This window comes from Haloarcula amylolytica JCM 13557, from assembly GCF_000336615.1.
Taxonomy (GTDB): domain Archaea; phylum Halobacteriota; class Halobacteria; order Halobacteriales; family Haloarculaceae; genus Haloarcula; species Haloarcula amylolytica.
Genome location: NZ_AOLW01000012.1, coordinates 16,262 through 42,971, shown reverse-complemented (window position 1 = coordinate 42,971; position 26,710 = coordinate 16,262). Strand labels below are relative to the sequence as shown.

At 57.5% G+C, this 26,710-nt stretch carries 31 protein-coding genes and 1 pseudogene; 19 read left to right on the top strand and 13 right to left on the bottom strand.

Going from position 1 to position 26,710, the window contains the following annotated elements; genetic code table 11:
- Positions 1–54: 54 nt before the first annotated feature.
- From C442_RS05605 to C442_RS05580, 6 genes are all read left to right on the top strand, one after another.
- Entirely contained in the window at positions 55–405 is a 351-nt protein-coding gene (locus tag C442_RS05605; RefSeq protein WP_008308573.1) for a hypothetical protein, read from the top strand.
- Positions 402–734, top strand: coding sequence for a hypothetical protein (locus C442_RS05600; protein ID WP_004966837.1), 333 nt, complete (start codon positions 402–404; stop codon positions 732–734). The genes C442_RS05605 and C442_RS05600 overlap by 4 nt, the downstream gene beginning before the upstream one ends.
- On the top strand, positions 731–1,009 hold the full coding sequence (locus C442_RS05595; protein WP_004966836.1) for a DUF7521 family protein: 279 nt from the start codon (positions 731–733) through the stop codon (positions 1,007–1,009). The genes C442_RS05600 and C442_RS05595 overlap by 4 nt, the downstream gene beginning before the upstream one ends.
- Positions 1,010–1,092: 83 nt before the next feature.
- On the top strand, positions 1,093–1,746 hold the full coding sequence (locus C442_RS05590; RefSeq protein WP_239642268.1) for a sensor domain-containing protein: 654 nt from the start codon (positions 1,093–1,095) through the stop codon (positions 1,744–1,746).
- Complete coding sequence (locus tag C442_RS05585) at positions 1,746–2,081, top strand: winged helix-turn-helix domain-containing protein (protein ID WP_008308568.1); 336 nt, start codon at positions 1,746–1,748, stop codon at positions 2,079–2,081. The genes C442_RS05590 and C442_RS05585 overlap by 1 nt, the downstream gene beginning before the upstream one ends.
- 227 nt (positions 2,082–2,308) lie before the next feature.
- Entirely contained in the window at positions 2,309–2,554 is a 246-nt protein-coding gene (locus tag C442_RS05580) for a hypothetical protein (RefSeq protein ID WP_008308566.1), read from the top strand.
- A gap of 136 nt (positions 2,555–2,690) precedes the next feature.
- Here the strand turns inward: C442_RS05580 and C442_RS05575 are convergent, their stop codons facing one another.
- The gene (locus tag C442_RS05575) at positions 2,691–3,839 is read right to left on the bottom strand and encodes a Fic family protein (RefSeq protein ID WP_008308565.1); all 1,149 of its coding nucleotides are present in this window, start codon (positions 3,837–3,839) and stop codon (positions 2,691–2,693) included.
- Positions 3,840–4,994: 1,155 nt separating this feature from the next.
- Here C442_RS05575 and C442_RS05570 point away from each other — a divergent pair.
- On the top strand, positions 4,995–5,879 hold the full coding sequence (locus C442_RS05570; RefSeq protein WP_008308563.1) for an IS1595 family transposase: 885 nt from the start codon (positions 4,995–4,997) through the stop codon (positions 5,877–5,879).
- 592 nt (positions 5,880–6,471) lie between these two features.
- On the opposite strand, the gene C442_RS22850 is transcribed toward C442_RS05570, so the two are convergent.
- Entirely contained in the window at positions 6,472–6,603 is a 132-nt protein-coding gene (locus C442_RS22850) for a hypothetical protein (protein ID WP_255359470.1), read from the bottom strand.
- 270 nt (positions 6,604–6,873) lie between these two features.
- Between C442_RS22850 and C442_RS05565 the strand changes: the two genes are divergently transcribed.
- The 6 genes from C442_RS05565 (at position 6,874) to C442_RS05540 (ending at position 13,733) form a co-directional block, all read left to right on the top strand.
- The gene (locus C442_RS05565; protein ID WP_008308561.1) at positions 6,874–7,671 is read left to right on the top strand and encodes an inositol monophosphatase family protein; all 798 of its coding nucleotides are present in this window, start codon (positions 6,874–6,876) and stop codon (positions 7,669–7,671) included.
- 129 nt (positions 7,672–7,800) lie between these two features.
- Positions 7,801–9,135, top strand: a complete 1,335-nt coding sequence (locus C442_RS05560; protein ID WP_008308559.1) for an extracellular solute-binding protein — start codon at positions 7,801–7,803, stop codon at positions 9,133–9,135.
- Between the two features lie 24 nt (positions 9,136–9,159).
- Complete coding sequence (locus C442_RS05555) at positions 9,160–10,062, top strand: carbohydrate ABC transporter permease (RefSeq protein WP_008308557.1); 903 nt, start codon at positions 9,160–9,162, stop codon at positions 10,060–10,062.
- Position 10,063: 1 nt separating this feature from the next.
- Positions 10,064–10,978 (top strand): carbohydrate ABC transporter permease, encoded by a 915-nt coding sequence (locus tag C442_RS05550; protein WP_008308555.1) that lies wholly within the window; start codon positions 10,064–10,066, stop codon positions 10,976–10,978.
- A 55-nt stretch (positions 10,979–11,033) separates the two neighbouring features.
- Entirely contained in the window at positions 11,034–12,173 is a 1,140-nt protein-coding gene (locus C442_RS05545) for an ABC transporter ATP-binding protein (RefSeq protein ID WP_008308552.1), read from the top strand.
- Between the two features lie 81 nt (positions 12,174–12,254).
- Positions 12,255–13,733 (top strand): RICIN domain-containing protein, encoded by a 1,479-nt coding sequence (locus C442_RS05540; RefSeq protein ID WP_049942849.1) that lies wholly within the window; start codon positions 12,255–12,257, stop codon positions 13,731–13,733.
- A gap of 278 nt (positions 13,734–14,011) precedes the next feature.
- Here C442_RS05540 and C442_RS20805 read toward each other — a convergent pair.
- Positions 14,012–14,200: pseudogene (locus C442_RS20805) on the bottom strand (hypothetical protein); the annotation flags it as partial.
- Between C442_RS20805 and C442_RS22845 the strand changes: the two are divergent.
- A complete protein-coding gene (locus C442_RS22845; RefSeq protein ID WP_008308546.1) occupies positions 14,153–14,281 on the top strand; it encodes a hypothetical protein in 129 nt (42 codons plus the stop codon). The pseudogene C442_RS20805 and the gene C442_RS22845 overlap by 48 nt on opposite strands.
- A 168-nt stretch (positions 14,282–14,449) precedes the next feature.
- Here the strand turns inward: C442_RS22845 and C442_RS05535 are convergent, their stop codons facing one another.
- On the bottom strand, positions 14,450–14,740 hold the full coding sequence (locus tag C442_RS05535; RefSeq protein WP_008308544.1) for a F420-dependent oxidoreductase: 291 nt from the start codon (positions 14,738–14,740) through the stop codon (positions 14,450–14,452).
- Between the two features lie 140 nt (positions 14,741–14,880).
- On the opposite strand from C442_RS05535, the gene C442_RS05530 reads away from it, so the two are divergent.
- A complete protein-coding gene (locus C442_RS05530) occupies positions 14,881–15,168 on the top strand; it encodes an amphi-Trp domain-containing protein (protein WP_008308543.1) in 288 nt (95 codons plus the stop codon).
- A gap of 115 nt (positions 15,169–15,283) precedes the next feature.
- Here the strand turns inward: C442_RS05530 and C442_RS05525 are convergent, their stop codons facing one another.
- The 5 genes from C442_RS05525 to C442_RS05505 form a co-directional block, all read right to left on the bottom strand.
- Positions 15,284–16,111 carry a hypothetical protein gene (locus C442_RS05525; RefSeq protein WP_239642266.1) on the bottom strand — a complete coding sequence of 276 codons (828 nt, stop codon included), beginning with the start codon at positions 16,109–16,111 and terminating at the stop codon, positions 15,284–15,286.
- A gap of 62 nt (positions 16,112–16,173) precedes the next feature.
- Positions 16,174–16,626 carry an ArsR/SmtB family transcription factor gene (locus tag C442_RS05520; protein ID WP_008308541.1) on the bottom strand — a complete coding sequence of 151 codons (453 nt, stop codon included), beginning with the start codon at positions 16,624–16,626 and terminating at the stop codon, positions 16,174–16,176.
- 88 nt (positions 16,627–16,714) lie between these two features.
- On the bottom strand, positions 16,715–17,512 hold the full coding sequence (locus C442_RS05515) for a DUF7847 domain-containing protein (RefSeq protein WP_008308540.1): 798 nt from the start codon (positions 17,510–17,512) through the stop codon (positions 16,715–16,717).
- A 402-nt stretch (positions 17,513–17,914) separates the two neighbouring features.
- A complete protein-coding gene (locus C442_RS05510) occupies positions 17,915–18,445 on the bottom strand; it encodes a GNAT family N-acetyltransferase (protein ID WP_008308539.1) in 531 nt (176 codons plus the stop codon).
- Positions 18,446–18,780: 335 nt separating this feature from the next.
- Entirely contained in the window at positions 18,781–19,188 is a 408-nt protein-coding gene (locus C442_RS05505) for a DUF7475 family protein (RefSeq protein ID WP_008308538.1), read from the bottom strand.
- 371 nt (positions 19,189–19,559) lie between these two features.
- Here C442_RS05505 and C442_RS05500 point away from each other — a divergent pair, with 371 nt between their 5' ends.
- The gene (locus C442_RS05500) at positions 19,560–20,057 is read left to right on the top strand and encodes a hypothetical protein (RefSeq protein ID WP_008308537.1); all 498 of its coding nucleotides are present in this window, start codon (positions 19,560–19,562) and stop codon (positions 20,055–20,057) included.
- 46 nt (positions 20,058–20,103) lie between these two features.
- Here C442_RS05500 and C442_RS05495 read toward each other — a convergent pair whose 3' ends face one another.
- Together C442_RS05495 and C442_RS05490 are read right to left on the bottom strand one after the other, a co-directional pair.
- Positions 20,104–20,958 carry a hypothetical protein gene (locus tag C442_RS05495; RefSeq protein ID WP_152418435.1) on the bottom strand — a complete coding sequence of 285 codons (855 nt, stop codon included), beginning with the start codon at positions 20,956–20,958 and terminating at the stop codon, positions 20,104–20,106.
- Positions 20,958–21,716 carry a PQQ-binding-like beta-propeller repeat protein gene (locus C442_RS05490; protein ID WP_008308533.1) on the bottom strand — a complete coding sequence of 253 codons (759 nt, stop codon included), beginning with the start codon at positions 21,714–21,716 and terminating at the stop codon, positions 20,958–20,960. Before C442_RS05490 ends, C442_RS05495 begins: the two co-directional genes overlap by 1 nt.
- Before the next feature lie 867 nt (positions 21,717–22,583).
- On the opposite strand from C442_RS05490, the gene C442_RS05485 reads away from it, so the two are divergent.
- On the top strand, positions 22,584–23,579 hold the full coding sequence (locus C442_RS05485; RefSeq protein WP_008308531.1) for an HNH endonuclease: 996 nt from the start codon (positions 22,584–22,586) through the stop codon (positions 23,577–23,579).
- A gap of 86 nt (positions 23,580–23,665) precedes the next feature.
- Here C442_RS05485 and xseB read toward each other — a convergent pair whose 3' ends face one another.
- The gene (gene xseB / locus C442_RS05480; RefSeq protein WP_008308529.1) at positions 23,666–23,842 is read right to left on the bottom strand and encodes an exodeoxyribonuclease VII small subunit; all 177 of its coding nucleotides are present in this window, start codon (positions 23,840–23,842) and stop codon (positions 23,666–23,668) included.
- Positions 23,839–25,050: an exodeoxyribonuclease VII large subunit gene (xseA, locus tag C442_RS05475; RefSeq protein WP_008308528.1), complete on the bottom strand. Its 1,212-nt coding sequence runs from the start codon at positions 25,048–25,050 to the stop codon at positions 23,839–23,841. Before xseA ends, xseB begins: the two co-directional genes overlap by 4 nt.
- Before the next feature lie 271 nt (positions 25,051–25,321).
- On the opposite strand from xseA, the gene C442_RS05470 reads away from it, so the two are divergent.
- Entirely contained in the window at positions 25,322–26,191 is an 870-nt protein-coding gene (locus C442_RS05470; RefSeq protein WP_008308526.1) for a ParA family protein, read from the top strand.
- The gene (locus C442_RS05465; protein ID WP_008308524.1) at positions 26,192–26,593 is read left to right on the top strand and encodes a hypothetical protein; all 402 of its coding nucleotides are present in this window, start codon (positions 26,192–26,194) and stop codon (positions 26,591–26,593) included.
- Positions 26,594–26,710: the final 117 nt, after the last annotated feature.

Sequence of the window (26,710 nt, the reverse complement as noted above, 5' to 3'; positions counted from 1 at the left end):
ATATCTGAGACGCAGGACTGTAATTAATACCCCGGGCGGCACAACCACATTTTGATGGAGCCGGCCGGCGAGCCGGACGAGGAGCTCCTCACGCTCCTCGATGATGAGAACGTCCGGACGATACTGGTCGAGACAAGAGAGGAGTCTCAGTCGGTTGAGGCGCTGAGCAACTGCTGTGGGGCCGATGACTCGACAGTGTATCGCCTCGTGGACCGGCTACAAGACCGAGACCTCCTCATCGCTCATCAGGAGCTTGACCCCGATGGCCACCACTACAAAACGTATTCGGCCCGGTTGGAACGGGTCGAAATCGAATTTACGAACTCGGGCGTCGAGATTGATGTCGACCGCCGTGAACCGCCTTCCGACCGCTTTACACGCCTATACGAGGAATTTACCGGATGATCTGCAATAACCACATACCGCTGCAAGTGACTGTGGAAGGTGGTGCAACGGTGACCAGCATTGCGGCGCTGATTACCTTTCTTGTGGCGACAGTGCTCGCCGTGCTCGTTACATATCGATTCCTGCAGGGATATCTCCAGTCGCGTTCCAGGCCCATTCTACTACTGGCCATCGGGATGTTCCTGCTGGCTCCAGCGCCAATGCTCCTCCGTCTCACTGCAGGGAATATTATCACTGTAACTACTCCAGTACGCGTTTTATCAACCACCGCGGTCGAAGCAATGGGATTGCTCGTTATCCTCGCAGTAATCTATCAGGGGGACCGATGACTGTGCTAGATACCCTCGCCACGGTTGGTGCAGCCGGGACTGCACTGCTCGGTATCATCGTCGCGTCGTTGGCTTTCCGCGGCTACCGACGCAACGACAGTCCGGTGATGCGTGGGTTGGCAATCGGTATCGTGGCTATCGCTGTTGTTCCGTTCCTCGTCGTCGAGGTAGTTACCCCACTACTGCCGCTGACTGACGCACAGGCCCTGCTGGGCGCAACACTCTCACACACTATTGGTCTGCTTGCCATCTACCGGACGTTCAGTTCTAGTTAATAAATCTTTCCCACAGCTGTCCAACCGACAGCCGTCAGTGTGTATATACCATCTATTCGGACCTCTGTCTACCCGTGAGACAGATGATGGAAACGACTGCAGGTGACACGCTCCAACAGTTCGTCACCGCACCGGTTCGTACAGCGACGTACAAGCGACTGCTCTACCTCCTGCTCGCGTTCCCGCTGGGGGTGGCTTACTTTGTTGCATTCACCACAGGGTCCTCCCTCGGCCTCGGGTTGGCATTCACACTGGTGGGCCTTCCGGTCTTGCTCGTGACGCTCGTCGCCACGACGGGAGCAGCCGGACTGGAAGCTCGCCTCGCAACGGTCTTGCTGGATCAAGAAGTGGCAACCCCTCCATCGCCACGAGAGACACTTGACTCCGATGACGGCTATCTTGCGGCAGTGTGGCGTTTTGCCACTGAACCGACCACTTGGACGAGCGTAGCGGTAGTCCTCCTGAAATTCGTCTACGGGATAGTGGCTTTCGTCGTCACTATCACCGGCACCTCGCTAGTCGGCACGCTGTTGGCCGCCCCTTTCGTCTACGACGATCCAGGAGCAAACTACCAGTTCGGACAGTACGCCGTCTCAACCCTCCCAGAGGCAATCGGTGTTGCCGCCGTCGGTGTTGCCGGAATCTGGATACTGTGTAATGTCATCAACGTGGTTGCTGCGGCCGGCGGCCTCATGACCGATGCATTCCTTTCCGTCGGACGGGAGCGTGCGGCCTAATGACAAGTGCCACCACGCGATCATCGTCGGGCTCCGACGAAATGCACGCCGGACCGACGGCCGACGAACTACTGTCGTGTCTGGAAGACCAGTACACCCGCCAGATCGTGACTGCTTTGCAAGATGGCCCCATGCCAGCGCGTGATATCGTCGCGGCCTGTGACTGCTCACGACCGACGGTGTACCGTCGACTCAAGGAGCTGAAGGCAGCTACCGTCGTCACCACGGCGATGCGGTACGACCCGGACGGTCACCATCGGAAAGTATTCACACTCCAAGTCGACCAAATTACGCTTAAAATCCAGTCAGACGGGATTATCGTCCACACCTCGTAGTCCTGTCACAACTGCGTCGGGAAACGAGACGATTGTCCAACTATCGGGTTTCCGGACCCGCAATTCGGTCATCAGTTCTTCTTCTCTCGGCAAGCAGTATCAGCACTCTGGCTGGTATCCGAGCCATTTTGTGTCNGGTCATCAGTTCTTCTTCTCTCGGCAAGCAGTATCAGCACTCTGGCTGGTATCCGAGCCATTTTGTGTCTCCCTCGGAGCCGGAGGAGATCATGAGTACGACAGCACCTTCCTTCGAGGAGTATGACTTCGACCGCGGCGACCACGTTCGAGCCGACTGGACCGACGGAGACGGCCCACTCGATGTAGTCGTCGGAACCGTTACAGAGATTTCGCGTTCCGGCGGCAACGTGATCGTCGCTGTCGAGGCTGACGACGACCAGTACCCCGAGCACTCGATCTACGGCGGGACCCATGATTGCGCTCCCGAGTGGGTCGAACCGCTAGAGCAATCCTAGTCCGACAGTAAGGGAACTCGCCCGTATTTTGTGAGCCTCCACCGGGTGAGAGGCGTTCCAGAGAGAGCGTCTTGACTACCAGCTATGTCGGAGAAGCACACAATACAGACCAAGCTAGTTCGTTTTGGCCCCGCTCTCACTCTAGGGGCTGGTCGAGAATGTCAAAGATATCGACAGCCTTGAACTCCTGATACCGCTCTTTCCCCGTTGTTTCGGTCAGGACGTCCTGTGCTTCAAGTTCTTGAATTGCGTTCCGTGCTGTCTGTGCGGTCACATCCAGTAGCTCAGCGACGTCGTTCGTGGTCAGGTATGGCTGCTTGAACAGGCGCATCGCCAGCCGGTCGGCGGCTGTTTTCTCGTGTCCATAGGTTCGCTCGTACTCTCGACGGAGATTCCGAAGATTGTTCGTTCGTGTGACTGCCTCGGCAGCTTGTGAGCGAATCCCCTCGACGAAGAACTCTAGCCAAGGCTCCCAGGCACCCGTTTCGCTGACTGTTCGCATCCGGTCGGCATACTCGATTTTGTTGCGGTTGAAATACGCGCTTGGATACAGATACGGTTGTGTGAGGTAGCCGTTCTGAATCAGCTGTAACGTGATGAGGATACGTCCCAGGCGGCCGTTCCCATCCTCGAAGGGGTGAATGGTCTCGAACTGATAGTGGACGAGCCCAAGCTGGACAAGGTCGTGGTACTCGCTGGTCGTGTTGCAGTACTCGATTAGATTCGTCATCAGCTCCGGAATCCGGTCCGGTGCTGGCGGGACGAATGGTTCCTGGAACGACGAGGCTGCCGGGAGATTGATCGGCTTCGCACGGAACTCCCCAGGGTATTCACAGTGACCACGCACGTCCGCCATCAGCAACTCGTGCAGGTTCTGTAACAGTCCAAGTGTGATCTGGTCGCCCTCGGAAATCCGAGTCGCACCTTCAGTGATCGTCCGCTCGTAATTGAGTGCTTCTTGGACATCCTTCCGAGTGGTGCCGCTATCGGCGAGCTCCTGGGACCGGAATACGTCCTCAATATCGATATCTGCACCCTCAAGCACGACCGATTCGACGGCTTCGCGACGGACCATTGTCGTGTACAGCAACGGATTGGCTTCCGTCTCGTCGCCGATCCCTTCTAGCCGCCCGAGCTGATAGATGGCGTCCTGCAGCAACTGCTGGAAGTCGGCGTCGAATTCGAGGGCATGTGCCGGTGGCAGTGGATCTGGAAGATAGTATGGCCGGCGTCCGAAGGGAACATACTCGCCAGGCGCTTCATCGGGAAGACTGTTGCCCGCCATTTTGCTTGCGGTCATCGTATTCGGGCTAAGGCAAAAATATCTGTGGTATATTTTGGTTAGCACAGTGAGTATCCGATATCTCTATATATGCGGAAAACCGGACACCGTCGCTAACCCAAACCGGGGATGCAAGCTACAGGAAGGTCTTGTGACTGGACTTGGCGTCACACCTGTTGTGACCACTGGAATCGCTGTAGTCGCTCCGTTCGTGTTACGACCACTCACTACACTCCTGACAACAGAGGGTCGCTCCCGGTTGCTGCAGCCAGCAGACAGCAGCGTCGACGGCGGCAGGGCAGTGCCACCGCGTCCAGTAGTGTCGCGAGTAATCCCGCGGACAAGCCAGCCGAGCTGGGCACGAACCTATGAGGGTTGGGGCCGCCGCATTGAGGATATCCGCAGCGCCGGCGGACCGTCGTTCGGATTGTCGAAATCCCCGTCACCCACCAGACAGCCCTGAATCGCCTCGTGCTGGGCATCACTCAGATCACGATACGAAAACGCTTGCTCCGCGACCAGTGCTGTGTGAGGCGCTGATACTGGCTGTCGCACTGGTGGCAGACGCCCCCACGAACGTCGACGATCCACTCGCTCATACCCACTGGCGGGGCGGATCGATATGTGGGTACCACGCTCGCCCCGGTGTCGGTCGGTTGGCTATTGCTGCAGTCCTGAGTGGGAATGATAGGCTATACACAGCTACCGCTCATCCACGGCTACTGATCAGTACAGGTAGTGCACCTGTCACCGCAATCAGTCTCTTACTATTCAGCACCGGTTATTGGTTGTGCGACTGAGTGTACTCAAATAACTCCAGACTCAATACGCCTCCAAACCCAATAGCAACTGCTGAGACGATGGTCTCCAAGAGAGTCTGGTCAAGGAGAAGCATTGATACGAGGACTGAGGAAGCGGCTGCGCCCCGAATGATACGAATCTATTTCAGGCGAGATAATGCGTAGTCTACACAGTCATATAAGCGAAGAATAAGTTTGTTTATTTTGTGGGCCGCTTCTTGTATCGGTAATCGACATATAAACGGAGAAACCCAAGAGGAGTAATAAAGAAGAACGCTCTTGCGAAGTAGATTGTTGATGGGGAGAGCTGCGGCTGAAAGTCGAAGAGGGCAAGGGCACCGCGCCAGCGGTGCCCGATATGTTCCCAATAAGCCGGTTCGTGTCGGAATCGGCTGCAGCGGACCTGCTACAACAGGTTCGCTGGCGTGATGGCGTTGAGTGCCCCCGCTGCCGTTCTGACCTGACGGTCAGAAACGGCAGCTATCGAGTGTATCAACGGTATTTGTGTAAGAATTGCGGTCGGACGTTCAACGACAAGACCGACACTATCTTCGCTCACTCGAAGCTCTCGCTGAAAGAGTGGTACTTTACGATCTACGTGTTCTTACGGTTTAACACGAGCATTCGGCAGATTGAGGCGGAACTCGATCTTTCGTACAGAACGGTGAGATGGCGCGTCGAGTGCTTTGCCAGAGCGCTCGACGCGCCTTCTATCACGCTGTCTGGACCAGTTGAAATCGACGAAGTGTACGTCTCTGCCGGCCTCAAAGGCCGCGAGCGCGACCAGGAGTCGCGCTCGCGTGGCCTGGCCACGCGTGGACGAGGATCGTACGACGGCGACAAACCACCGGTGTTCACGCTGGTCGATCGTGGCTCGGACCACCGGTACGTCGTGCCAGCGAAATCCGCCGACGAATCGACCATTCGACTCCTGCTTGCTGACCACGACGAGGAGTCGCTGACCGTCTATACAGATGGATTTCGAGCGTACGAACCGCTCGAAGAAGACGACGCATTCACCCGCAAATACGTCATCCACGGCGACGGAGAATACGCTGACGGCGACATCCACGTCAACACGTGCGAGAGCCACGCATCGCTGACGCGACGGTGGCTCTCGCCCCACCGAGGAGTGTCAAAAGACAAGCTAACACCCTATCTCAGAGCCTTTCAGCTCCGCCGCGAACTCTACAGAAAACCAGGTGACCAAGCGCTCAAACATGCTCTCGACGCCGCCCTCTGAAAATCAACAACGTGCTTCACAAGAGCGAAGAAGAATATGTAGATGCTTGTCGAAGTAACCTCAACCACGCTAAAGTGGTCTAGAACAGCTAATAGACTGACTGCGGCGAGAATAACGTCCACCACTCGCCCTGGACGCGTTTCAGAGAGGGCTTTAGCCATATATTCGGGGGCAGTCCAAGAACACTAAAAGTTGGTCGTGTTGCAAAGTCCTCTAGAGTTCAGTAGCAACTGGCTCCCGTGAGAAACGGGACGTCTCTGGAGTCCACCCATGAGGTGTCCCATACACGCCACAATCGACGTGCGGTTGATAGCATCGACGGCGACAAAACGATACCGCTGGCCACGCTCGCCGAGTTCGTCACTGACCAGAACACCGAATCAGTTCTTCTTATCCGAGCCAAAGACATCAGTGCTCTGGCTGGCGTAGAGGCGGGTTTGCGTCTCCCCGATAAGTGGTGCCCCGAACATGAGCACCGAACAGCTAATACCCGGTGGCAATCGGCAGGCAAAGTCACCGGCGCATTTTTCAACCGCCACTATAAGTGATACATATAAGTCTCACAACAGATGATTTTCGGGAGTTTACCCGTTTAGATCCGACTGATGATGAGGATCTCGGACTTGGGGACGCTCTTGTTGCAGTCGCCGTTGATGTTGATGTGGATGCTGTTGCCGAGGTCCGGGATGCCCGCGAACAGATATGACGTACCTTCTCGATACAAACATTCTCATGTCGCTGATGCCCTCCAGCCGCCCGAGCTGATAGACTCCATCTTGTGATAACTGCTGGAAGGTGGATTTGGATTCCGGGATATTTGCGGCCAGAGTAGCTCCCTGATATGCGAGCACGGCGCAACCTCCATTGGCCCGTGGCATCGGCGACTTTCTCACCCGCATTGATATCGTAAAAAGACACCCCTTGTAGGGAGCGGTATCGAGGTCTGTATAGCGTTCATAGCAATCCAATTTAGTATTGCCCGGAACAGCCGGGTATGCGAGATGCAACATACCCGCAACTGTGGGCCGCTGTCCGGGCCGCGCGGAAAGCTGGCCGGACGCTTGAGTCCGTCAAACCGGCCGCCGATCAGTTTCAAGTGAAACACAACGGCGATATAGTCACTGAGGCAGACCGTACGGTCGAAGAGACCATACTAGCGGAGCTGAGTGGGCAGTTTCCCGACCATACTGTCGTTTCCGAAGAGAGTGCGCCGGAGTTCACGACAAAACCGCGCTGGATCATCGACCCGATTGATGGCACGACGAACTTCCTCAATGGCATCCCCCACTATTCCATCTCTATTGCCTTCGAGGGCGCAGGCGAACCAGATGTTGGAATTGTCTATCATGTCCCCTCAGAGACGATGTACACTGCCATCGAGGGTGGTGGTGCATACGCCAACGGCCAGCAGTTGTCACTGTCGGCAACGACTGAATTGTCCGAGGCGCTTATCGTGACAGGGTTCGACACAGCGTCGATGCAGGCACAGGAATACGACCACTTCCGCACCATCCTCAATGTGACACAGGGCGTCAGGCGGTTCGGCTCGGCGGCTGGCGAACTAGCGATGGTCGCCGCCGGGCAGTTCGACGCGTTCTTCGAGCGGCAACTCTCCGTCTGGGACACTGCGGCAGGTGTCAAAATCGTTGAGGAGGCCGGCGGCGAGGTGACCCGCATCAAAGCTCTTGACGGAAAAAACAGCGAGATGGTGCTGGCCTCAAACGAGGCCATCCATCAGGATCTCGTCGCGCTGGTGTCGGCCGGGACTGTCCCCAAGACGGACGGCCGGTAGGAGCAAGAAGGGCGAAAATTAGTAGCCGTCATGACCACGTTCGTTTAAATACCCCGGTTTGTAGATATATAGCGACGTATAGCATAATATTATAAGATCTTTTTTATATACTTGTAGTTCTCCTGGTTGATGACACGGAACAGCACCACATCGCAGGGTGAGGCCCAACAGACGCGGCGACGGTTCATCACCGCTGCAGGTGCGGCGGGGGCGACGGCATTCTCGGGGTGTATCGGCGATTCAAGCGGTGGGTCGGGGACCCAGACGATCACACTCGCTGTGTCCAGCGGTGACGGGGAGCTGATCAAGCGATTGCTAAAGAACCACGTCGAATCGGAAGTCGGCGTGACGACGGAGACGACGATTCTCCCGAACGCGAACCTCTTTGAAAAACTCTCGACGATGTTTCAAAGCGAGAAGGCGACTTACGACATCGTCGCCATGGACGATCCGTGGATGCCACAGTTCGCGCGGCATCTCGCGCCGATCCGGGACCACGTCGACTCGCTGCCGACCAGCCAGATCATCCAGCAGACCCTCGACATCGGGACTTGGCCGACGCCCGGTGAGGCAGTCCCGCCGAACGCACAGGACGCTGAACCGGAACTGAAAGCGCTGTGTGCGGTCGGGAACTCACACATCTTCGTCGTTAACGAGCGGTTGTACTCGGAGGTCGGCGAGGATCTGCCCGAGACGTGGGAGGACGTCTTCCGCGCTGGACAGAAAATATCTGAGCAGGTCGACGGTGCGGAAGGGTACGCCATGCGCGGCAAGAGCGGGAACCCGATCATGTCCTCGTATTTCAGCGTCGGCATGAGCATGGCTGGGAATATGTTTGACGAGAACTGGGGCTACGACTGGGCCGACGACAGCGGCGTCGAGGCAGCCTCTTTCTTCGTCAACGATCTCGGTTCTATCAGCCCAGACGGGGTCGCCTCCTTTGATAACAGTCAGGTGCTCTCGGGACTGGCTGACGGAAGTATCGCTGCGGCCCCACAGTGGCCCTCCGGGACCTCGCTCCTGTTGAACGAGGATAAGGCAACTGAGTACGAGAACATCACGTTCCTGCCGATTCCGGAGGGTGAGAAGCGGGCGGCCCCTGTTCAGGGGAACTGGTTGCTCGGCATCAACAGTTACGCCGATGCGGAGACGAAAAGCGCCGCCGGCGACGTGCTCCAGTCGTTTGTCTCGAAGCAGGCCCAAGAGCAGTACGTCGACCTCGGTGGCGTGCCGTTCCGACACGACACGTTTGAGGAAAACATGGACGCCCAGCCGTGGTTCGAGGCCCTGTACGGTAGCCTCCAGAACGCGAAACCGCGGCCCCGGACGCCGCTGTGGAGCGAGATCGAGACCGCACAGGGGCAGCCGCTGAACGCCGCGCTCGTCGACGACATGACCGTCGAGGAGGCGATGACCGAGGCCGAGTCACAGATCGAATCGATTCTCGATGAGAACGGCTACTGAACCGGACCGGGACAGTCGATAGCCATGTCACACTACTCCGAGACGGTCGGCGGCGGCCGCTACGAGCGTGTCCTGCTGTGGGTCGAGGATCACCTCCGGTGGATCTTGACGCTTCCAGCGCTTGCCGTTCTCGCGGCGTTTTTCATCTATCCGGTCGGTCGTGCGCTGGTGCTGTCACTGTACCAGTTCGACACGGGCGGGCGGCAGTTCGTTGCGCTCGAAAACTACGTAGCGATACTAACGGCGGGCGCATTCTGGCAGTCGCTGTGGATCACGGCGAAGTTCATGTTCTTCGCCGTCTCGCTTGAGGTCGGCCTGGGCATCGCCATCGCGTTCGTCCTCAACAGCAAGGTGCGGTTCCGGGGGCTGATCCAGACTATCGGCCTCGTTCCGCTCGTCATCTCGCCGACGGTTGTCGCGCTGCTGTGGCAGTTGCTGTACCAGAACGGCGGGGTTCTCGATTCACTGGTCACCCCGCTGACGAACGGCCCGGTTCCGTGGCTGAGCGACCCCTCCATTGCGCTGTACGCGCTCGTCCTCCCTGATGTCTGGCAGATGACGCCGCTGGTGACGCTTATCGTCCTCGCTGGCCTCCAGTCGGTCCCCGACCACGTCCAGGAGGCGGCGATGATGGACGGTGCCGGCCGGATGCGGCGACTGGTCGACGTGACACTGCCGTACATCAAGGAACTCGTCGTGCTGGTCCTCATCCTCCGAGTCATTGGGACGATGCGCGTGTTTGCGAAGGTGTTTGTCCTTACCCGGGGCGGCCCGGCAAAGTCAACGGAGGTCATCAGCATGGCGATGTACCGGGAAGCGTTCAGCTACGGGAACTACGGACGGGCATCGACGATGGCGCTGCTCCTGTTGCTCATCGCCCTAGCGATCACCTACGCCTTCGCGACGGTGTCGGAGGTGGAGTTCTGAGATGGCGACCGACACGAAACCGAAACGGGGCGTCGGCAGGGCGCTGCTTGCCGGCGTCGAGCGCATCCACGAGACGCTCGACAGCTACGGGCTCGTCCCGACCGTCACGAACGGCATCGCTCTGTTGTTCGTCGTCTGGACGCTGTTCCCGGTATACTGGATGGTGTCTGGGTCGCTTCGGACCCGAAGTGACCTGCTCGCGACGCCGCCGAAACTGGTCTCGACCGCGCTCACGGTCGGGAACTACCCCGAACTGTTCGCCCAGCGTCCGGCGTTCTACGAGTTTCTGTTCAACAGCGTTGTCGTGACGGTCGGCTCGACCGCCCTCGCAGTGTTGCTCGGGACCGCAGCGACCTACGGGTTCGTGAACTACGAGTTCCCGTACGACCTTGGTCGATTCCACCTGCCCTTCCTCGTGTTGACGACGCGCTTTCTGCCGCCCATCGTGACCGTGATTCCGCTGTACGTCATCTTCGATACCGCGAACCTGCTCAACACGCGGCTGGGCCTCGTGCTCGCCTACGCCGCGTTCAACATCCCCTTCGTCGTCTGGATGCTGAAGGGCTTTTTCGCCGAGCTCCCGGACAGCATCGTCGAAGCCGCCGTTCTCGACGGGCACACGGAACTCGGCGCGTTCTTCAAGATCGTGTTGCCGATGGTGCGCCCGGGGCTGATCGCGGCGACCATCTTCACCGTCATCAACGCCTGGAACGAGTTGCTGTTTGCGGTCATTCTTACGAGCAACACCGAGGCACAGACCCTCCCCGTCGCACTTGCGACGTTCAAGACGGCCTACGCGATTCAGTGGGAGCTGCTGACCGTGGCGGGGACGATTGCGATGGCCCCCGTTTTGCTGTTCGCGTTCCTCGTCCGGGAGAAACTGCTCCGTGGGTTCACGATGGGGGCGGTCCGATGACGACGACACGGAACCGAGTACAGACAATAACTAGCGACAAGCGGAGCGATTACTAATGGTACGCGTACGCTACGACGACGTGACGAAACGGTACGGAAACGAGATTGGTGCAAAAAATATCGATATCACCGTCGAGGACGGCGAGTTCGCCGTGTTGCTCGGCCCGAGCGGCTGTGGCAAGACGACGACGCTGCGCTGTCTTGCGGGGCTTACCGACCCCACCGAGGGCGAAATCCGCATTGACGGGACAGACATCACCGCCAGGCATCCGAAAAACCGCGACATCGCGATGGTGTTCCAAGAACTCGCCCTGTACCCGCACATGGGCGTCGCGGCGAACATCGGCTACCCGCTCAAAGTGGAGGGCGTCGACAAATCGACCCGACGGGAGCGGGTCGAAGCTGTCGCCGAGACGCTGGACATCGGCGAACTGCTTGACCGCGAGACAGACGAACTCAGCGGCGGGCAACGCCAGCGGGTCGCCATCGGCCGAGCGATCATCCGTCGTCCGAGCGTGTTCCTGATGGACGAGCCGCTGGCGAGTCTCGACGCGAAACTGAAAGTTGAGATGCGAAACGAGATCAAGAAGCTCCAGCGGGAACTGGACATCACGACGCTGTACGTCACCCACGACCAGGAGGAGGCGATGACACTGGGCGACAAGCTCATCGTGATGAACGATGGGACCGTCCAACAGGTCGGGACGCCGGCCGAGGTGTACCACGACCCAGCAAACCAGTTCGTCGCCGGCTTCATTGGCAGCCCGAGCATGAATTTCCTGCGGGTCCGCCGCAAAGCGCCCGGCTCACAGCGAGTCGTGGCTGCCGACGACGCTACGTTTGCCCTCAGCGTTGAAGGACTACCCACTGCTGTTGACGACACCGACCCATTCGTCCTCGGCGTCCGGCCCCAGTACTTCTCGGTTCACCAGTCACCAATCGACGGCGCAGCCAAAGCCGAGGTCACAGTAACGGAACCGATGGGCGACGAGCAACTACTCACGGTCCGGTTCGACGGCGACGGCAGGGAAATTGCAGTTCGAGCTCCGTTTGACGTGAGCGTTACACGGGGTGACGCCATCTGGCTGGGCGTCTCCGGCGAGCGTGCCTACGTGTTCGACGTCGAAACGGGAGCGCGGATTCGACAGACCGAGTTATCTACAGACACCGCCGTTCCCACCGGTAGCCGGCCGTAAGATGTGGCGACATACCATCGGTAGAACTCGGCATACTGTGGACAGTATTGTACAGGCGAATGAGAGATTTCAGACAACACAATGGCAAATAACATGCAGAACAGGCGTCACACGACGGACGAACACGTCTCGGACGGAAACTACCCGGCGAGTCGGCGCGCAGTGCTACAGACGGCCGGCCTCGCGGTCGGTGGTACGGCACTCGGAGGGACAGTGATGACGCACACAGCAACAGCAGAGAGTTCGTTCGAAACGAAGACGTGGCAGACGGATGCCGTCCCCGAAACACCGGTTCGGGAACTAAGCTTCCCCGGGACCCATCACGCTGCGATGGTGACTGATGAGCCGGACTCGCCAGAGTACTATGACTGCCAGACCAGAGATGTCTACACGCAACTCTCGGACGGAATCCGGTTTCTGGACGTTCGCGTCGAGTCACAGGGTGACGGCGACGGAACCGTATTCTACGGCCATCACGCCGATGAAACCGGCCAGTCCCTCGATGAGACGGTGTTCCCAAAGATTGCCCAGTACCTCTCAGCGGTCGACAACGCCGGGGCCTCGGAACTGATCTTACTCAAGCTCTCGCATTTCTATGATTCCGGTGCGTTCAGCGACGATGCGTTCGAGGCAGACGACTGGGAAGCGCTGTCGACGCTCCTGACCGACACGTTCGGGGCGTACGCGTTCGACTTGGGTGCGGTGGGCGGCACTGATGCCCTCCTTGATGCAACACTCTCCGAGTTCGATAGACCGAAGATAGCGATCTTTTATCGGACGCTCACGGAGCACGACGACCCAGTCTCACTGCCTGATTTCACCGCGCCGTGGGCCGACTGGGTAGCGAGTTCCTATCCAGACACAGCTACACCAGGGGATGTGCTGGCAAACGGTGTCAGGAACGACCACACTGAAACGGACCGGCTGGGCGAGACACAGTGGATCATCCGCGCACCAACAGATCTCTACAGCGGCGCACAGCAGACGAACGCGATGTTACCCCTGTACGAGCAAGTCGTCAGCGTCGCTCCGGAACTGAATCCGAACCTTATCCGTGTCGACTACTACGAAACGTCCGATATCGTCCCGCTATGCCGCCGACTGAGTGTCGCCGGGCTGGATGGGACAAGTGATACGCCCCCGATTTCAGAAGGAGTCTACTCGGTCCACTCGGTAGAGACGGGCAACGTCATCGAAATCACGGATGGGGATACCAGCGACGGTGCGAGCGCGGTTGAGGCCGACTGGACTGAGAGTGACCACCAGCGGTTCAGTATCCAACCGACTGACGACGGCACGTACCGACTTGACGCAGTACACAGCGGCAAGGTACTCGATGTGGAAAACGAAGGAACAGACGACGCGGTCGACATCATCCAGTGGCCTTGGACCGGGAATGCGAACCAGCGGTGGTACGCTGTATCAGTCGGAGACGACCGCTACGCGTTCATCAACAAACACAGCGGTCGCGTGCTTGACGGCGAACAACCCGGCGCGAACGTCCACCAGTGGCACTGGGAAGGGGACCCAAATCAACAGTGGACGCTCCATAGTCGGTGAGCGTCGCTATCCCAGTTTCTACACAGAGTCCTCATCGGGGGTTGTATACACCTCCCCAGTCGGGGACCTTTCATTGCCCTGTCACACCTGTTGTGACCACTGGAATCGCTGTGGTCGCTCCGTTTGTGTTACGACCAATCACTACACTCCTGTACGAAAGGGGTCGCTCCCGGTTCCTGCAGCTAGCAAACAGCGGCGTCGACGGCGGCAGGGCACGTACCACCGCGTCCAGCAGCGTTGGTTCAGTGTCGGTTCGCGTCCTATCCGGTGTCACAGGGTTAGGGCGTAGACTCCACCACAACGGGTGTGACGCCACCTGTGGCGGCCTTGTGGTCAGTGTTCTCCAACAGATCGAGGCCGATGTAGCGTTTTTTGAGTAACCCCTCAGCTGTTGCCATATCCATCGCGAGGATCTCGGTTTGGGTCTGATCCCGGCCGACCTGCCGGGTTTTCTCGACGACGTCGTCGTTGGTCTCCTCACCGCGACAGACGCCTTCGAGGCAATCACCGGTGAACTCGAAGACCCGATGGATCGCGCCGCCGAGTGACTATCAGCACAGGCACACCATCGTCAATGTGTACCAATGGTTCGATGACCTCTCCAGTATCCCGACTCTATAGTAACAATTGAAACGATTTACACACTGCTCGCACTGCAGTTGTGCGATCCGGTGTGCATTGATTTTCAATGGCTACTATAGCTTATAGCGTCGCTATCAGAACCATTCGCGGGCCTTCAGGCGAGCCGTTAGCTGGACACTCTTTCGGAGTCCGCGGCGGACGACACCGTCCGAATTCGGCACGCCGTCTTCGTACTCCACTCCCCGGACGACCGTAACGGGGATCTGTTCGTCCGCCTGTCCGAACAGCAACGCCGACCCGGCGGTGAGTTCGTCTGCGACGAGGTCGGGGTTCGGCTCGACGCACCCGATATCAAGTCCGTGGAACGTTCTGTCATCAGTTGATTGTCGGATACAGTACACTTCAACGCTGAGACGATTGCACATCGCTGGGAATAGATGAGACGTTCTTCGAAACGTGTCCTGCTCAGTGTACCGACTGTATCGGGTAGTTCGACGGTGACGTGATCACGTCGCACCCACACGGCAGGCGGCTTTATTGGTGCAGGCTGTGTATCGACTCCTGTATGCCCGAAGAAGTCCTGTTCAAGTCAGAAAGTGATCAGAGCCGAGAAGAGATCGCATCGTACCTCCGGAAAGTCGCGGATAATCTCGACAGCGGAAACGCTATCAACCTGAAAGCAGGCTCCGAGTCCGTAACGCTGGATCCCCCTGCCCGACCGACCTTCGAGGTCAAAGCCGAACGTGAAGGGCCGGCAGACAATATGACGGAGCTAAGTGTTGAGTTCGAACTCGAATGGGACGAAAATGATGGCGAGGAGGGCGGCGGAAGTGGTCAGTTAGAAATCGAGTAATCACGCCGAACACACGCTGAAATCGATTCAGCGGAACCTGTCTAAAACAAATGAAGTCGCTGTGCTGTCCGGTCTCTTTAACTCTTCCTCCTGTTTCTGTCTGGGGGAACTGCGTTTACGATACAATCTCTTGGATGTAGAGGTGGGCGTACGCGCTCGCCCACACGATTGAAAGTAGGTCTCCAACGCTTGTAGAGAACACACGCAAAACAGGCGTCACCGAAGCGACGCTCGTCCCTATTTCGGGTAGATAAAGGTTGCTTACACTTCCGATAGCGATTACTGCGATGAGCACGAACTTCCGACGGTAGTTCGTCGTAATCTGCCAGCTAATCCGAAGTGATTTGAGAGGGCTATATTGGCCGATAACGCAGGCCTCCGGTGCGAACCAAAACTTGAACAACAAGCCGAGAAACGGCACGGCAAAAACGAGCCCACCCACCGCCGCAACGACGGGAAAGCCAACTATATCTGCGGGGTTTCCCGGAATAGCGCCAGCAAGGAGGAGTAGTGGCAGAAACAGAAAGAACGGAACCGTCATTACAGAACAAACGATAAGCAGTGTTACGCCAATCAACGCCGGTGTTCGGGTGATACTCCGATGGACTCCTTCGCGCATCGTTACAGAGTTATCAGTCAGTTCTCCGGCGACAATCGTTCCCACATAAGCTCGAATCAAGATTATAAACACAAACGCCGTCAGAGCATCGAGTACGCCGATTACAGGCATCGGGAGCCCGTTGATGATGTCTGTCTCGAGAAGTCGGTTGGCCAAGATAGTCACACCCGCGAAGGCGATGATCGACGGGTAGGAGCGAAACAGGCGAACGGACCAGACCAACGCATCAAGGACGGTCCGATTGGTGGTCGTCGTCTCGATGTTTCGGCATTCGAGACAACCACAGCCATCGATATCTTCCCGTGACTTGATCGTTGGTGCCACGTCACACTCGCTTGTGTCGTCACCGGTAGAAGCGCTTCGGACTGGGGGGTCTGTGTGTTCGCTCATTCGGCAGTGATGAACTGTGAGATGGATTCGCCGATAGCGAGTAAAACCGAGGGGGGACCAAGCAGCGAAGCGAACGATTTGAACGCACGTTTGAGACTCGGGCGGTCGTCCTCAGTGCCGAGGAAGAGGAGTGTCGGGTCCTCTGATACGACGTATACACTCATCTCACGGCCTTTTTCCGAATAGCAGGTGTCAGTCACTTCGATTACGCCAGCCGATTCGAGATTCTCCAAATGATAGTGAACGTTCTGCAGGCTCTGGCCGAGTTGCTCGGCGATCCGTGCCGGTGTCGCTGGCGTTTCGTTGAGCAGTTGGAAGATCTCGTACGCAGTCTCGGAGGACAACGCTTCGATTACCTCCCGTGTCGTGTCGTCATCGAGACTCAAGATAGCGGGGTTATCACTTCGTTCGACGGCGGCGTCAGTTTGTGTTGGAAGAAGTCGTGCCATGTGTGTGAGTAGCTGCTGTGGCTGGAGCGCGGGATCTGACCCGGCTGGTTGCTGTTCGAAACTATCGTTTGTAATTGTTGGTCGGTGTTTATGTTGATTCCGGGACAGCAGTTAATCGCAAGTAATAGGCCGTGTAGACCGTATAAAAGTACGCGAAGCCGACTGAAGACAGAGCGATTCCGAGAGGGAGCAAGACGATCATCGGAATTCCTATCTCAATCGGTAATACGTCAGCCGGTCCAGCGTTCGTCAGCGTCAACCGGACGAGATATTCGGGAATGAAGAAGGCGTTCAGCAGGACACTCCACGCCAGTGAGAATCCAACGACGCTTCTGAGATTTGAGCGGACGAGTGCAACACTTTTTCGGAACGCATCAGTAACACTCTCGTTCTCGATGACAATCGCAGTGTCGTAAAACTGCACGAACATAATGACAACGAGGATGGACAGCAGCCAGATGAGTATAGATCCGACGCCGGCGACGAAGGCAGCCATCTCGTTAATTGGGGCGAGTGCCATCGATCCGATACCGAGGATGAACCCGATAAATCCGAGTCCGACAGCGGTCCCGAACACGATAAGTATGAACAACACAGTTGCGAGGAGAAGTGGGAAGTAATGTGTTCGCCCTTCAATGAAAAACTGGGTGAACGACGCGTCTACTCCTTCGATTGCGGTCTGTGCGGTGCCGATGAATCCACCGAGAACGAACGGGAACACAATGAGCCATACGAGAGAGACACCCGCTGACAGTAGTGGTGATTCGATCAGATGATCCACGTACTGGAGTTGACTTACTGCCCCGATGAGGAGGCCGGCGACGAACAGGATCGGATTTTCTCGGAGAGCAGCGGATCCGTCTTTAAATGCGGAGACTGTCACCATTGCATTCACGAGTTACTGTCGTCGCGTATTAGGCCGAGCGTAGTATCAAAACCAGATTTAAGTATTCTGCTGGTGTACACAGCGGAGCCACGGGGTATTGTGTACGTCCAAGTGCGTACGCCACTGGAAACATCGGTAGGGTGGTAGAGCTGGCCACTATTGTGAGTGGGTTGAAGCGTGGTATTTGCTACCGTGGTTCCACAAAGGCTATTTATGTGGCGTCTGTCACAACCGAGTGGGTTCTGGTCCCCGCTTCGAGTTCCCCTGACTGCTGGTCGTCTGACTGGGTTTCCCGGGTCCAGAACCCAGCCGTGCCTCTGACATAGCAGAATGGTGGGCGCTACGCAAGGTGCCCATTGCAGCCCACCATTTCCCTCCAAACGAACGGGCAAATATCAGTTCCTATCTCTCCTCACAGTCGTCGACGCTAGCCACCATGTGAGACTGCGTCTTTTCGAACCCGAGCTTTTCGTAGAAGGCGATGGCTCGCTCGTTGTCTACGTGCGGATCGAGACTGAACTCCTCACATCCGGCTTCGCGTGCCCAGTCTCTGAGACGGTCGAACAGGTCCGCAGCCAGTCCGGTTCCACGATACGGTTCGCCAACGTAGATGTCACAGATGAACAGTCGGTCGGGGCGGTCGAAGACACTCGGCGCTTCGTCGACTTCGGCCGCGATATACCCGGCAAGCTCACCGTCAGCATCGGCGAGTGGAGTCTCGTCGGTGAATCCATCGACGGCGATCCACGTTCGATACTCCTCCGAATCGAGTCGATCGACGCGGAACGGGAGTTCCTCCGCGACGAGGTCGACGTCGTCGGCGAGTGAGAAGGCATCGACAGTCCCTTCGAGTTCGCGGTAGTACGGTAGCCAGAGCTCCTCGATAAAGCGCCGGACAGCAGGCTCTTTTGCTGAGAGTTCCACAATCTCCATACCTGTCCGGACCAGTCGCGCCACTTATTTGTTGTTACTCTCGGAGTCGACGATGAGTTTGAGAGCGAGAAAGCTGATTGACGGAGCGCATCCAACGCCAGAGCCAATAGAAGGGGCACCTGTCTCTGCACCTGCTGATGGATGTTCTGCTCATTTGCTGCGTGCTCTCTCCCCGAATCGGTGAGACAACAGTATGACTCGGTCGAGGACCACGAACGTCACCCCAGACTTGAACCGGTCCATCATTTGGGACTAACTGACAAATTCTTGGATTGCCTTGAAAAACAGTGTCTCGTTGACGTGTCCCTCTTCTATGGACGGTCAGTATGGCCTTCTCACGGAGCCGATGTTCTGTACAAGTAGATGGCACAGAGGGCGAGGACGGCCTCAGCTACCTTCGCTGCGACAGCTAGCGGATTCAGGTTCCCCTGCATATAGAACGCGTCAAAGCTGAAACCCTGGAACGCAAACAGTGCGAGAATGGTGACAATGGCGTATCCCGCAGCGACAAGGTACAGCTCGGGTCGCCAGTACCGGCTACTGTACAGGAGGACCCCGCCAAGAAATCCAAGCCCATTCAGAATAAACAGCGTCCCCAATGTCTGACTGAATCCCATGACCTGTGGACCGAGCAATAAGTGGATGCCAGCAGTGGTAAGCGTAGCTACGATTGCGAGGTACCCCACTGGATGCGATGGGAGCGTAAAAAACGAGTCTTGTCGTTGTGTCGTTTGAGCAACCATACTGAGTAATTGTCACTGAAGTGTATTAAATCCATATGAGTTTTTCGACATTACGGGAGCAGGCAGAACGGATATGATCGGCTGCGTTCCTGATTCAGCACTGGGAGTGAGACGGTATCTGTTCGTTCGACTGTCCCATCGAGTGTGAAGACGGGCCAGTACATCAGCACAATCCACTACCAGTACTGTGTCCGAAGACCGTATCTTCCTCAGCGGTACTACGTCCCGTTTTCTGCATGAGTCTTCTGGCCCCTCATCAGCAATCTCAACCTGAATCGCTGATTCGATCTCGGTTTATCAACTCTGGCCGTGACACTCGGATGAGACAATCGGAATGATATTCTGTTTCCTGTTGGAACACGGTCCTACGGATGGTCTCCCGTCGAACGATCGCACTCCTTCTCGGATCGGCGCTTGTGATTGGTTATGTCCAGTATGATACCGTCTCTGGACCCTTCCAACCCACACTGACTGTGGAAAACAACGACACGACAGCGTATCACCTATCAGCGTACACTGTCGAAAGCAGAGAGCAGGCGATGTACATGAATTTCGAGGTCACGACCAGAGATAGCGAACACAGGCTCAAGACGCTCTCACAGTTGGTCTGGCCGGATGGGGATCGAAACGTCACACTCGCTGACGATGGGGTCCCCACGGAACAGATCACCGTCGCTCCCGGCGAGACGGTGACGACCACGATTGATGGGTGGACGCGTGGGGACGTGACGGTGTACCTCGGCGAGAAGGTCGCCGATAACGAGACGCATGTCTACACTAGAGTACGGACGTGTCCCAGAACTGGTCAGGAACACAGTTTGACCTTCGAGGAAGATGGCGGAATCAGTGGTGGCTCAATCTGTGCCTGATGATGTGCTGGTGGCGATTCACAAGAGAGAGCACGCACGAACGTCGTTACTGGCTCTCGTCTGAGCGTGCGTCTCTCGATTCGATATGGTCGGCTGGGCTCGGCGCTGTCTCACGAGAGTCCGTCGAAAAGACGGTTCCGACCGCAACGGCGTGGACCGGTGCCACTACCGCGGTACTCAGAAAGCCGCCGGCGACCGGTACGGTCGCGAGGCCCCAGTAGGCGAGACCAATGACGATGATGAGGCCGGCGATGGTCATGCCCTGCCCTCGTGATCGACGGTAGCTCTGCCTGAGTGCCGTCACAAAGCCACTGCCAGTGACTAGCAACGCAGGAAGCAGGAACAGACGGGTCAGAACGAACAGAGCAACCGCCAACAGCAGCAGTCCGAACAGGAAACCAGTGATATCCACCGAGAAACCGCCCAACAGCTGCGGGATGGAGATGACCGCAGCCAGCGCGACAAGATACCTGCTCAACGCACGGGGACCAGAGTGGGTATCGAGGACTCGTGTAATCGTCACCCAACCGGCGATCCCGACTGCGAGTGGAACGAGGACTTCAAGCCCGACAGCCCAGAGGAGATACCGTGTTTCGAGGTCGACCAACGCACCAATGTGTCGGGCCGTTCGTGCAGTCCCTTGCGGGAACACTGCGTAGTTGACACTGACCGATTGACTGAGTGCGTCGGTTGGCACCATCGGAACTGAATCGTGCTGGCGAAGCCAGTCGACGAGTGAAACCAGCACACCAACGACGGCGAATGGGACAGCGAGCACAGGGTCGCGACGAATGCACCTGAGCGCGGACTTGAGCACGTCCAGGGTAGACAGTCGAGTCGTCGGGGATGGGTGTCCAGGCGAAGACACCGCCTCGCTTCCATCTCCCTCTGTTCCGGGCATTATGCTTCCTCCAGTGCGAGAACTCGGCCACGATTCGCCAGATACAACATACCATCCCCGACCATCGGTGGCGAGAGGGGTACTTCCGAAGGATGGTACTCGAACTGTTTCTCACCCGTGGCGACGTCGAACGCTTCCAGTGCCCAGAGTGAGTCCACAGCGTAGACGCGACCGTCAGCGACAACCGGCGTCGTTTTTCCGTCGAACGGAACTGTCCACCGTGTCTCGCCGGTTGCCAGCGAAAGCGCATGCAGTGACTCCCGCTCATCGGCAACGAATATCGTCCCGTTGGCTACCGCTGGCGTGCTGTCGGTCACATTCCCGTCGAGGTTGCGTTCCCACAGGAGTGCGCCGTCGGATCTGGTACGCAACTGAACTGACTCACGCGTCTGAATGACGACGCCCTCGTCTGTCGCCACTGGCGGCAGAACTGTCATCTCTTCGAGTTCACGGTGCCAGTGTTGCTCACCAGTATCAGCACGATACGCAGTGGCCTCTTGTGGCCACGCGGTGACGAACACGAGGCCGTCGTCCACCGCGGGTCTGTTGTACGTCCCACTGACCGCCTCGTCTTTGTGATGGGTTTGTTGCCACAGGATCTCCCCACTGTTCGGATTCAGTGCTACGATTGAGTTCGTCCCAGGTAGTGCCGTGTATATCGTCCCGTTCGCAGTGACCGGCGTTGTTGACTCGGCCGGCCCGAAGAAACCGGGCGTCGGCGATTGCGGTCCTGTCCATCGCTCGCCGCCGACGCTCATATCTGTGAAGGGAAGTTCCCGTCCGCCACTGGCGTTAAGCCCGTAAACCCCATCTGACCCGGTTATACCGAGTGTCTTCGTCTGATAGATCGAGGCTGGGGCGATCGCTGGGGCTGAGTGATACGGCCCTTGGAAGCTGAACCGCCGCTTCCCAGTCTCGGTATCGAGCGCAAGCAGTCCGTTGCCACCGACGTATAGCGTCTTCCCACGGCGGATCGGTTGGGTACTCCCCCGAAACCAATCCGGGGCCTGATGTGTCCACGCAACCGCTACATTGTCTTTTGGACCTGACACTTCGGGGTTGTGCCCGGTTCCGGGAGGATCGTACCGGCCCATCGGCCAGTCGGAAAGTGATCGACTACCAATACGTTCCTGCGTATCGAGAGACGTGAAGCCAGCTGAACCGGTAATTCCCAAGGCGGCTAATCCCAGAAAGCGACGTCGTGAGGAGGGCATCTACCCGCTGGTTTATCACAAGCAAAATTATCGCTGTCGGTCTTTTTACCGGGCTCACAAGCGGCTGAGTTTCGATGATAAGCGCTCTTCAGGTAACGAAAATCTGCTCGAATACCAGGCGTCGATCCAAACGGTGACTGAACACCCCCGGTAGTTCCACAGTACTCTGGATACAGCGTTTTGTTCTGGATGTGAACCCAGTGTGGGACAGTTTATCCACAGAATTCCCACGATTGTCTGGGTGTACTGTAACCGCTTTCGAGCCTATAGCTGAGTCTACCCTCCAGTACAGTTATCAAAAATACTACGCTGAAGACTCGGAGTGCACTCGATCTCGGTCCAGCTATTGACTACTGACCCGACCGCGTAGTCCCAAAGACCATGTACTGACCTCCAAAATACCAGGCAGAGATGCCACCTGACCGGCTCCGGAGTATCGTCCCGATGTTCGGCGGCGCAACGAACTACGTCAAGACACTCAATGCAATCCTCGAGTACGTCGACGACCAACAGCCCACTCCCGATGAACTCATCGGCTGGCACCGGGGGCACTTCGACCGAGTTTCGAGCCGGGACTCGATACAGCGCCGGATCGACTATCTCGAAGATGTCGACTTTATCGAACGAGACGGCCACCACTGGCGACTCGGGCCGGAGGGAACCACCTACGTCGCTGAGCAAACGACCGAAACGCTCCTCGAAATCATGTGTCGCCGGAACGTCGGCCTCCGGAGCCTGCTGTACTCACTTGTGCCAGCTCCGATGACAATCGAAGAAATCGGGCACCAGCAACTCAAGACGCATACAAGCTTGGGCTGGGATCCGGCCAACACGGACATGGCCAAACAGCGGGCAAACTGGCTCCGAAGCCTCGGACTCGTCCACAAGGACGGCCAGCAGTATGCCCTCACAGATGAGGGCCGCCAGTTCGTTGAGACCGCCGTCGAGCAGTGGGCTGGGTCTAACCCACAGGCCGATGCACCTACCACAGATACTCCGACGGTAACGACCTACGAAACGACGGTTCAGGCCCGTGCAGTTGATCCGGAGTTCCGGGAGACAGTCCTCGTCCAGTATGATGAGACCTGCCCGATATCCGGCGTTGACCACCGTGGGCTGTTGGATGTCGCTCATGTCCTGCCCTGGAGCGACTACCCACAGCGCCGGGCGGATCCCACTAATGTCCTCCCACTCAGCAAGATTCACCACGCAGCTTTCGACCGCGAACTATTCACTATCGACCGAAACTATCGGCTGCACGTCAATCCCGACTTCGAGACCGACAGTGACCTGCTGAAACAGACAATCGTCGACCGAGCTGGTGAGTCAGTCCCCCAGCTGGACGGCAACGTCGCACCAACGTATCTCCGGCAGCACAATGACTCTCTCGGTTGGGTGACGAATTAATCGGAGCGAAGACTGTGCCTGACGTGTACTTCTCGGACGCTTTCACGAGAGAGGATACCACAGCACAAAACGGATTCAACCGGGCTTCAGCGGTCGATAACCTCGCCGTCCCCAACAGCTAGTTCGGATTCGAGTTCGGCGATCAGTTCCGTTCCCTCGGCATGGAGTTCGTTCGCCCGTTCCAGCGAGACGTCTCCGTTTTCGAGCTGTTCGATAATCTGTTCGAGCCGGTCGGTCTTGTCGGCGATTGTCTCATCTTTCATAGTGGAAGCAGGATGTACAGGAGCAGGGCTACAACGAGCAGGCCCAGAGCGAGCAGGACGAGCAGCAGCCGTCGACGCTGGCGGCGATAGGCTGTGGCCTCCTGTTTCCGTTTCCGCTCCTGATCGTACTGGGTACGTGCTTGCTCTAGCCGGTTCTCAAGATCGGTCAGTACATCGCGAACGTGCGTGTCGTATGCGCGGTCGAGTTCGCCTTCGAACGAGGACAGGTCCGATTCGGCGGTCCGTCTGTAGGCGTGGGTGAGTCGGTCATCCATCGTCTCCAGCGTCGTCTCGACGGTCGCTGTGTAGGCCGTGTTGAGACGCTCTTCGAGCGTGTCCAGCTCCGCGTCGAGGGTTGTCCGCTCCGGAACGATGTTGCCTACCTCGGTCGGCGTCATCACCCGTCTGTCGGCCACTTCGTCGGCCAGTGTTCGGTCGTTCTCGTGGCCGACCCCAACTACGATTGGCGTCTCGGTTTTGTGGATAACACGGCAGAGCGGCGTTTCGTTGAACACCCGGAGGTGCTTGTCGGACCCACCACCGCGAGTAAGCACGATAACGTCGATCAGCGGGTCGTCATCGAGTTCACTGATCGCACCCATGATCGACATCATCGCATCGTCGCCCTGAACGCTCGTGTTCTGGATGACGATATCCACGTCGGGATACCGCTCGTGGACGCTGGTGATCGCATCCATCCGGGCATCGCTTGTCGCACTGGTGGCGATCCCGATCCGTTCTGGAAAGTCCGGCAGGGCTTGCTTGTGCTCCGGATCGAGCAATCCATCCGAGTCCAGCAGTTCCCTGTTTTGCTCGTAGATCTGCTGGTACGTGCCCTCACCGACCGCCACGATGTCTTCGACGATGACGGAGACGTTGCCCCCGTCTTCGTAGTACGACAGCGAGCCTTTGACAGCTACCTGCATCCCATCCTCGATTGTGGTGTCGATTGTCGATCGTTTGTACCCAAAGAGCACGCAGTGAACTGTCGAACCCTCGTGGACCAGATCGAGGTGGACGTGGTCGTTCGAGGACACACCATAGTCGGAGACATCACCGACGACGTAATCGAAGGCGAGCTGGTCTGCGCTCTCGACGACTGCGCCGATATCCTCGTTCAGCGTATCGACGTAGGTGATTCGCTCCGTTTGGAGTGCTTCCTGCAGTGTCTCCAGCGACGTGTGCGTCGGCTCCGGCTCCGAACCCATTCGACTCCTCTGTAGTGCGGTTGTGTACTTAAGCCATGGTACTATCTTGTGACAGCGATCAGGATGACCAGACCCGGCCAGCCAGTGGTTCCCTGACCGCATTTTGTCGATTTGCGTTAGCTCTTGAACTGGAAAATTGAATCAATCGATTGAACCAGCTGATTGAATCGGTTAGTTGAACCAGTTGTTTGAACCAGTTGATTGAACCAGTTGTTTGAACCAGGGGGTTCAATCAATAGGTTATTTGAACTGGGGGCTATAACAACCAGCTATGCTCTCATACAGCACTTACAGCGAGGCCGGCGGCGTCGGCAAGACGACGACCGCCGCGAACCTCGCCGTCGCACACGCCCGCGCCGGTCTCAAACCACTGGTCGTCCCACTAGATCCGCAAGAAGGCAATCTCTCGCGGCTGTTTGGCGTCGACAAGGACCGCTCGAAGAACATCGATCATCTCGCCCGGCATATGATCAACCGGCCCAAAGGTGACTTTGAGGATCTCATCGTCACCGCTGAACACGGCGTCGATGTCATCCCTGAACACAACCAACTCGCCGATCTCGGGGACTGGCTCCGCCGCGAACAGGACCAGGCCGCCGCTGTCGGGGATGCGTTCAATATTCACGCCGCGTTACTCAGCACGCTCGCCGATGCTGGCGTTCGTGACGAGTACGATGTGCTGATTTGTGACCCGCCGGCGACGGAAGGCCCACACCTACACAACGCTATCAACGCCACACGGTCGTTGGTTATCCCAGTCGAACCGAGCGCGAAGGGTCAAGCCGCTGTTGAGGGGTTGGAACAGCTCGTTTCCGGCCTTGAAGACACGCTTGAAATCGATGTGGGCGTCCTTGCCGCCGTCCCAGTCGGCGTGAAAGGGACGAACGACCAGAAGCGCGTCCTTAGCGAGATCCCGTACTCGACACCAGAAATCTTCGGCGACCGTACTTCGCTCATGGAAGGGTCGTGGGCACAGCAGTGCTCGGCGTTCACGTATGTCCGAGACCATCGCGACCGTCGACGTGACTACGAGCTCGAAACGCTGGCACAGTACGACCGATTGGCTCGCTACCTCGAAGCGCAAGCCGGGATCGAAGCCCCGAACCCACCGGAACCCGGCGCTATCGAGGAGGTGGCGTAAATGGCCGGGATGAAAGAAGGCCCCGGAGAGGACCCGTTCGCCGACGAGACGACCGACGAGCAAGACGACCCAGCGCCGGACCCAACACCTGAAACGACAGCCGGATCTCCGTCCGAATCCGAAAGCGACACCACCGACAGCATGAGTACAGACGAAATCCCGTACGTCATTCGCCGACAGACGGTCAAAGAAGACCGCGATAACGAACACGTCGCGTTCCTCCGTGACGAATACGCCGAATTAGAGGACCAAGTGAGGGCCGACGTGGCCGATGAACTCGGCATGCGCTCAAAGGATGTCTCGGTGACGGATCTGCGCGAGGCGTTCGTCGAACTGGCTGCAGAGAATCCCGACACTGTGGCTTCAATACTGGAGAGTTGGGGCTACGAGCACCTCAAGTGAACGAGACCAGACACTATCGAATACGCTGCTCGCACAAAGCAATGGGTCGCAGATCGAGTGGATGACTCGCCGGTACAGCTAAACGACGCGTCACCGTGGCACATAAGCTCCGACGTT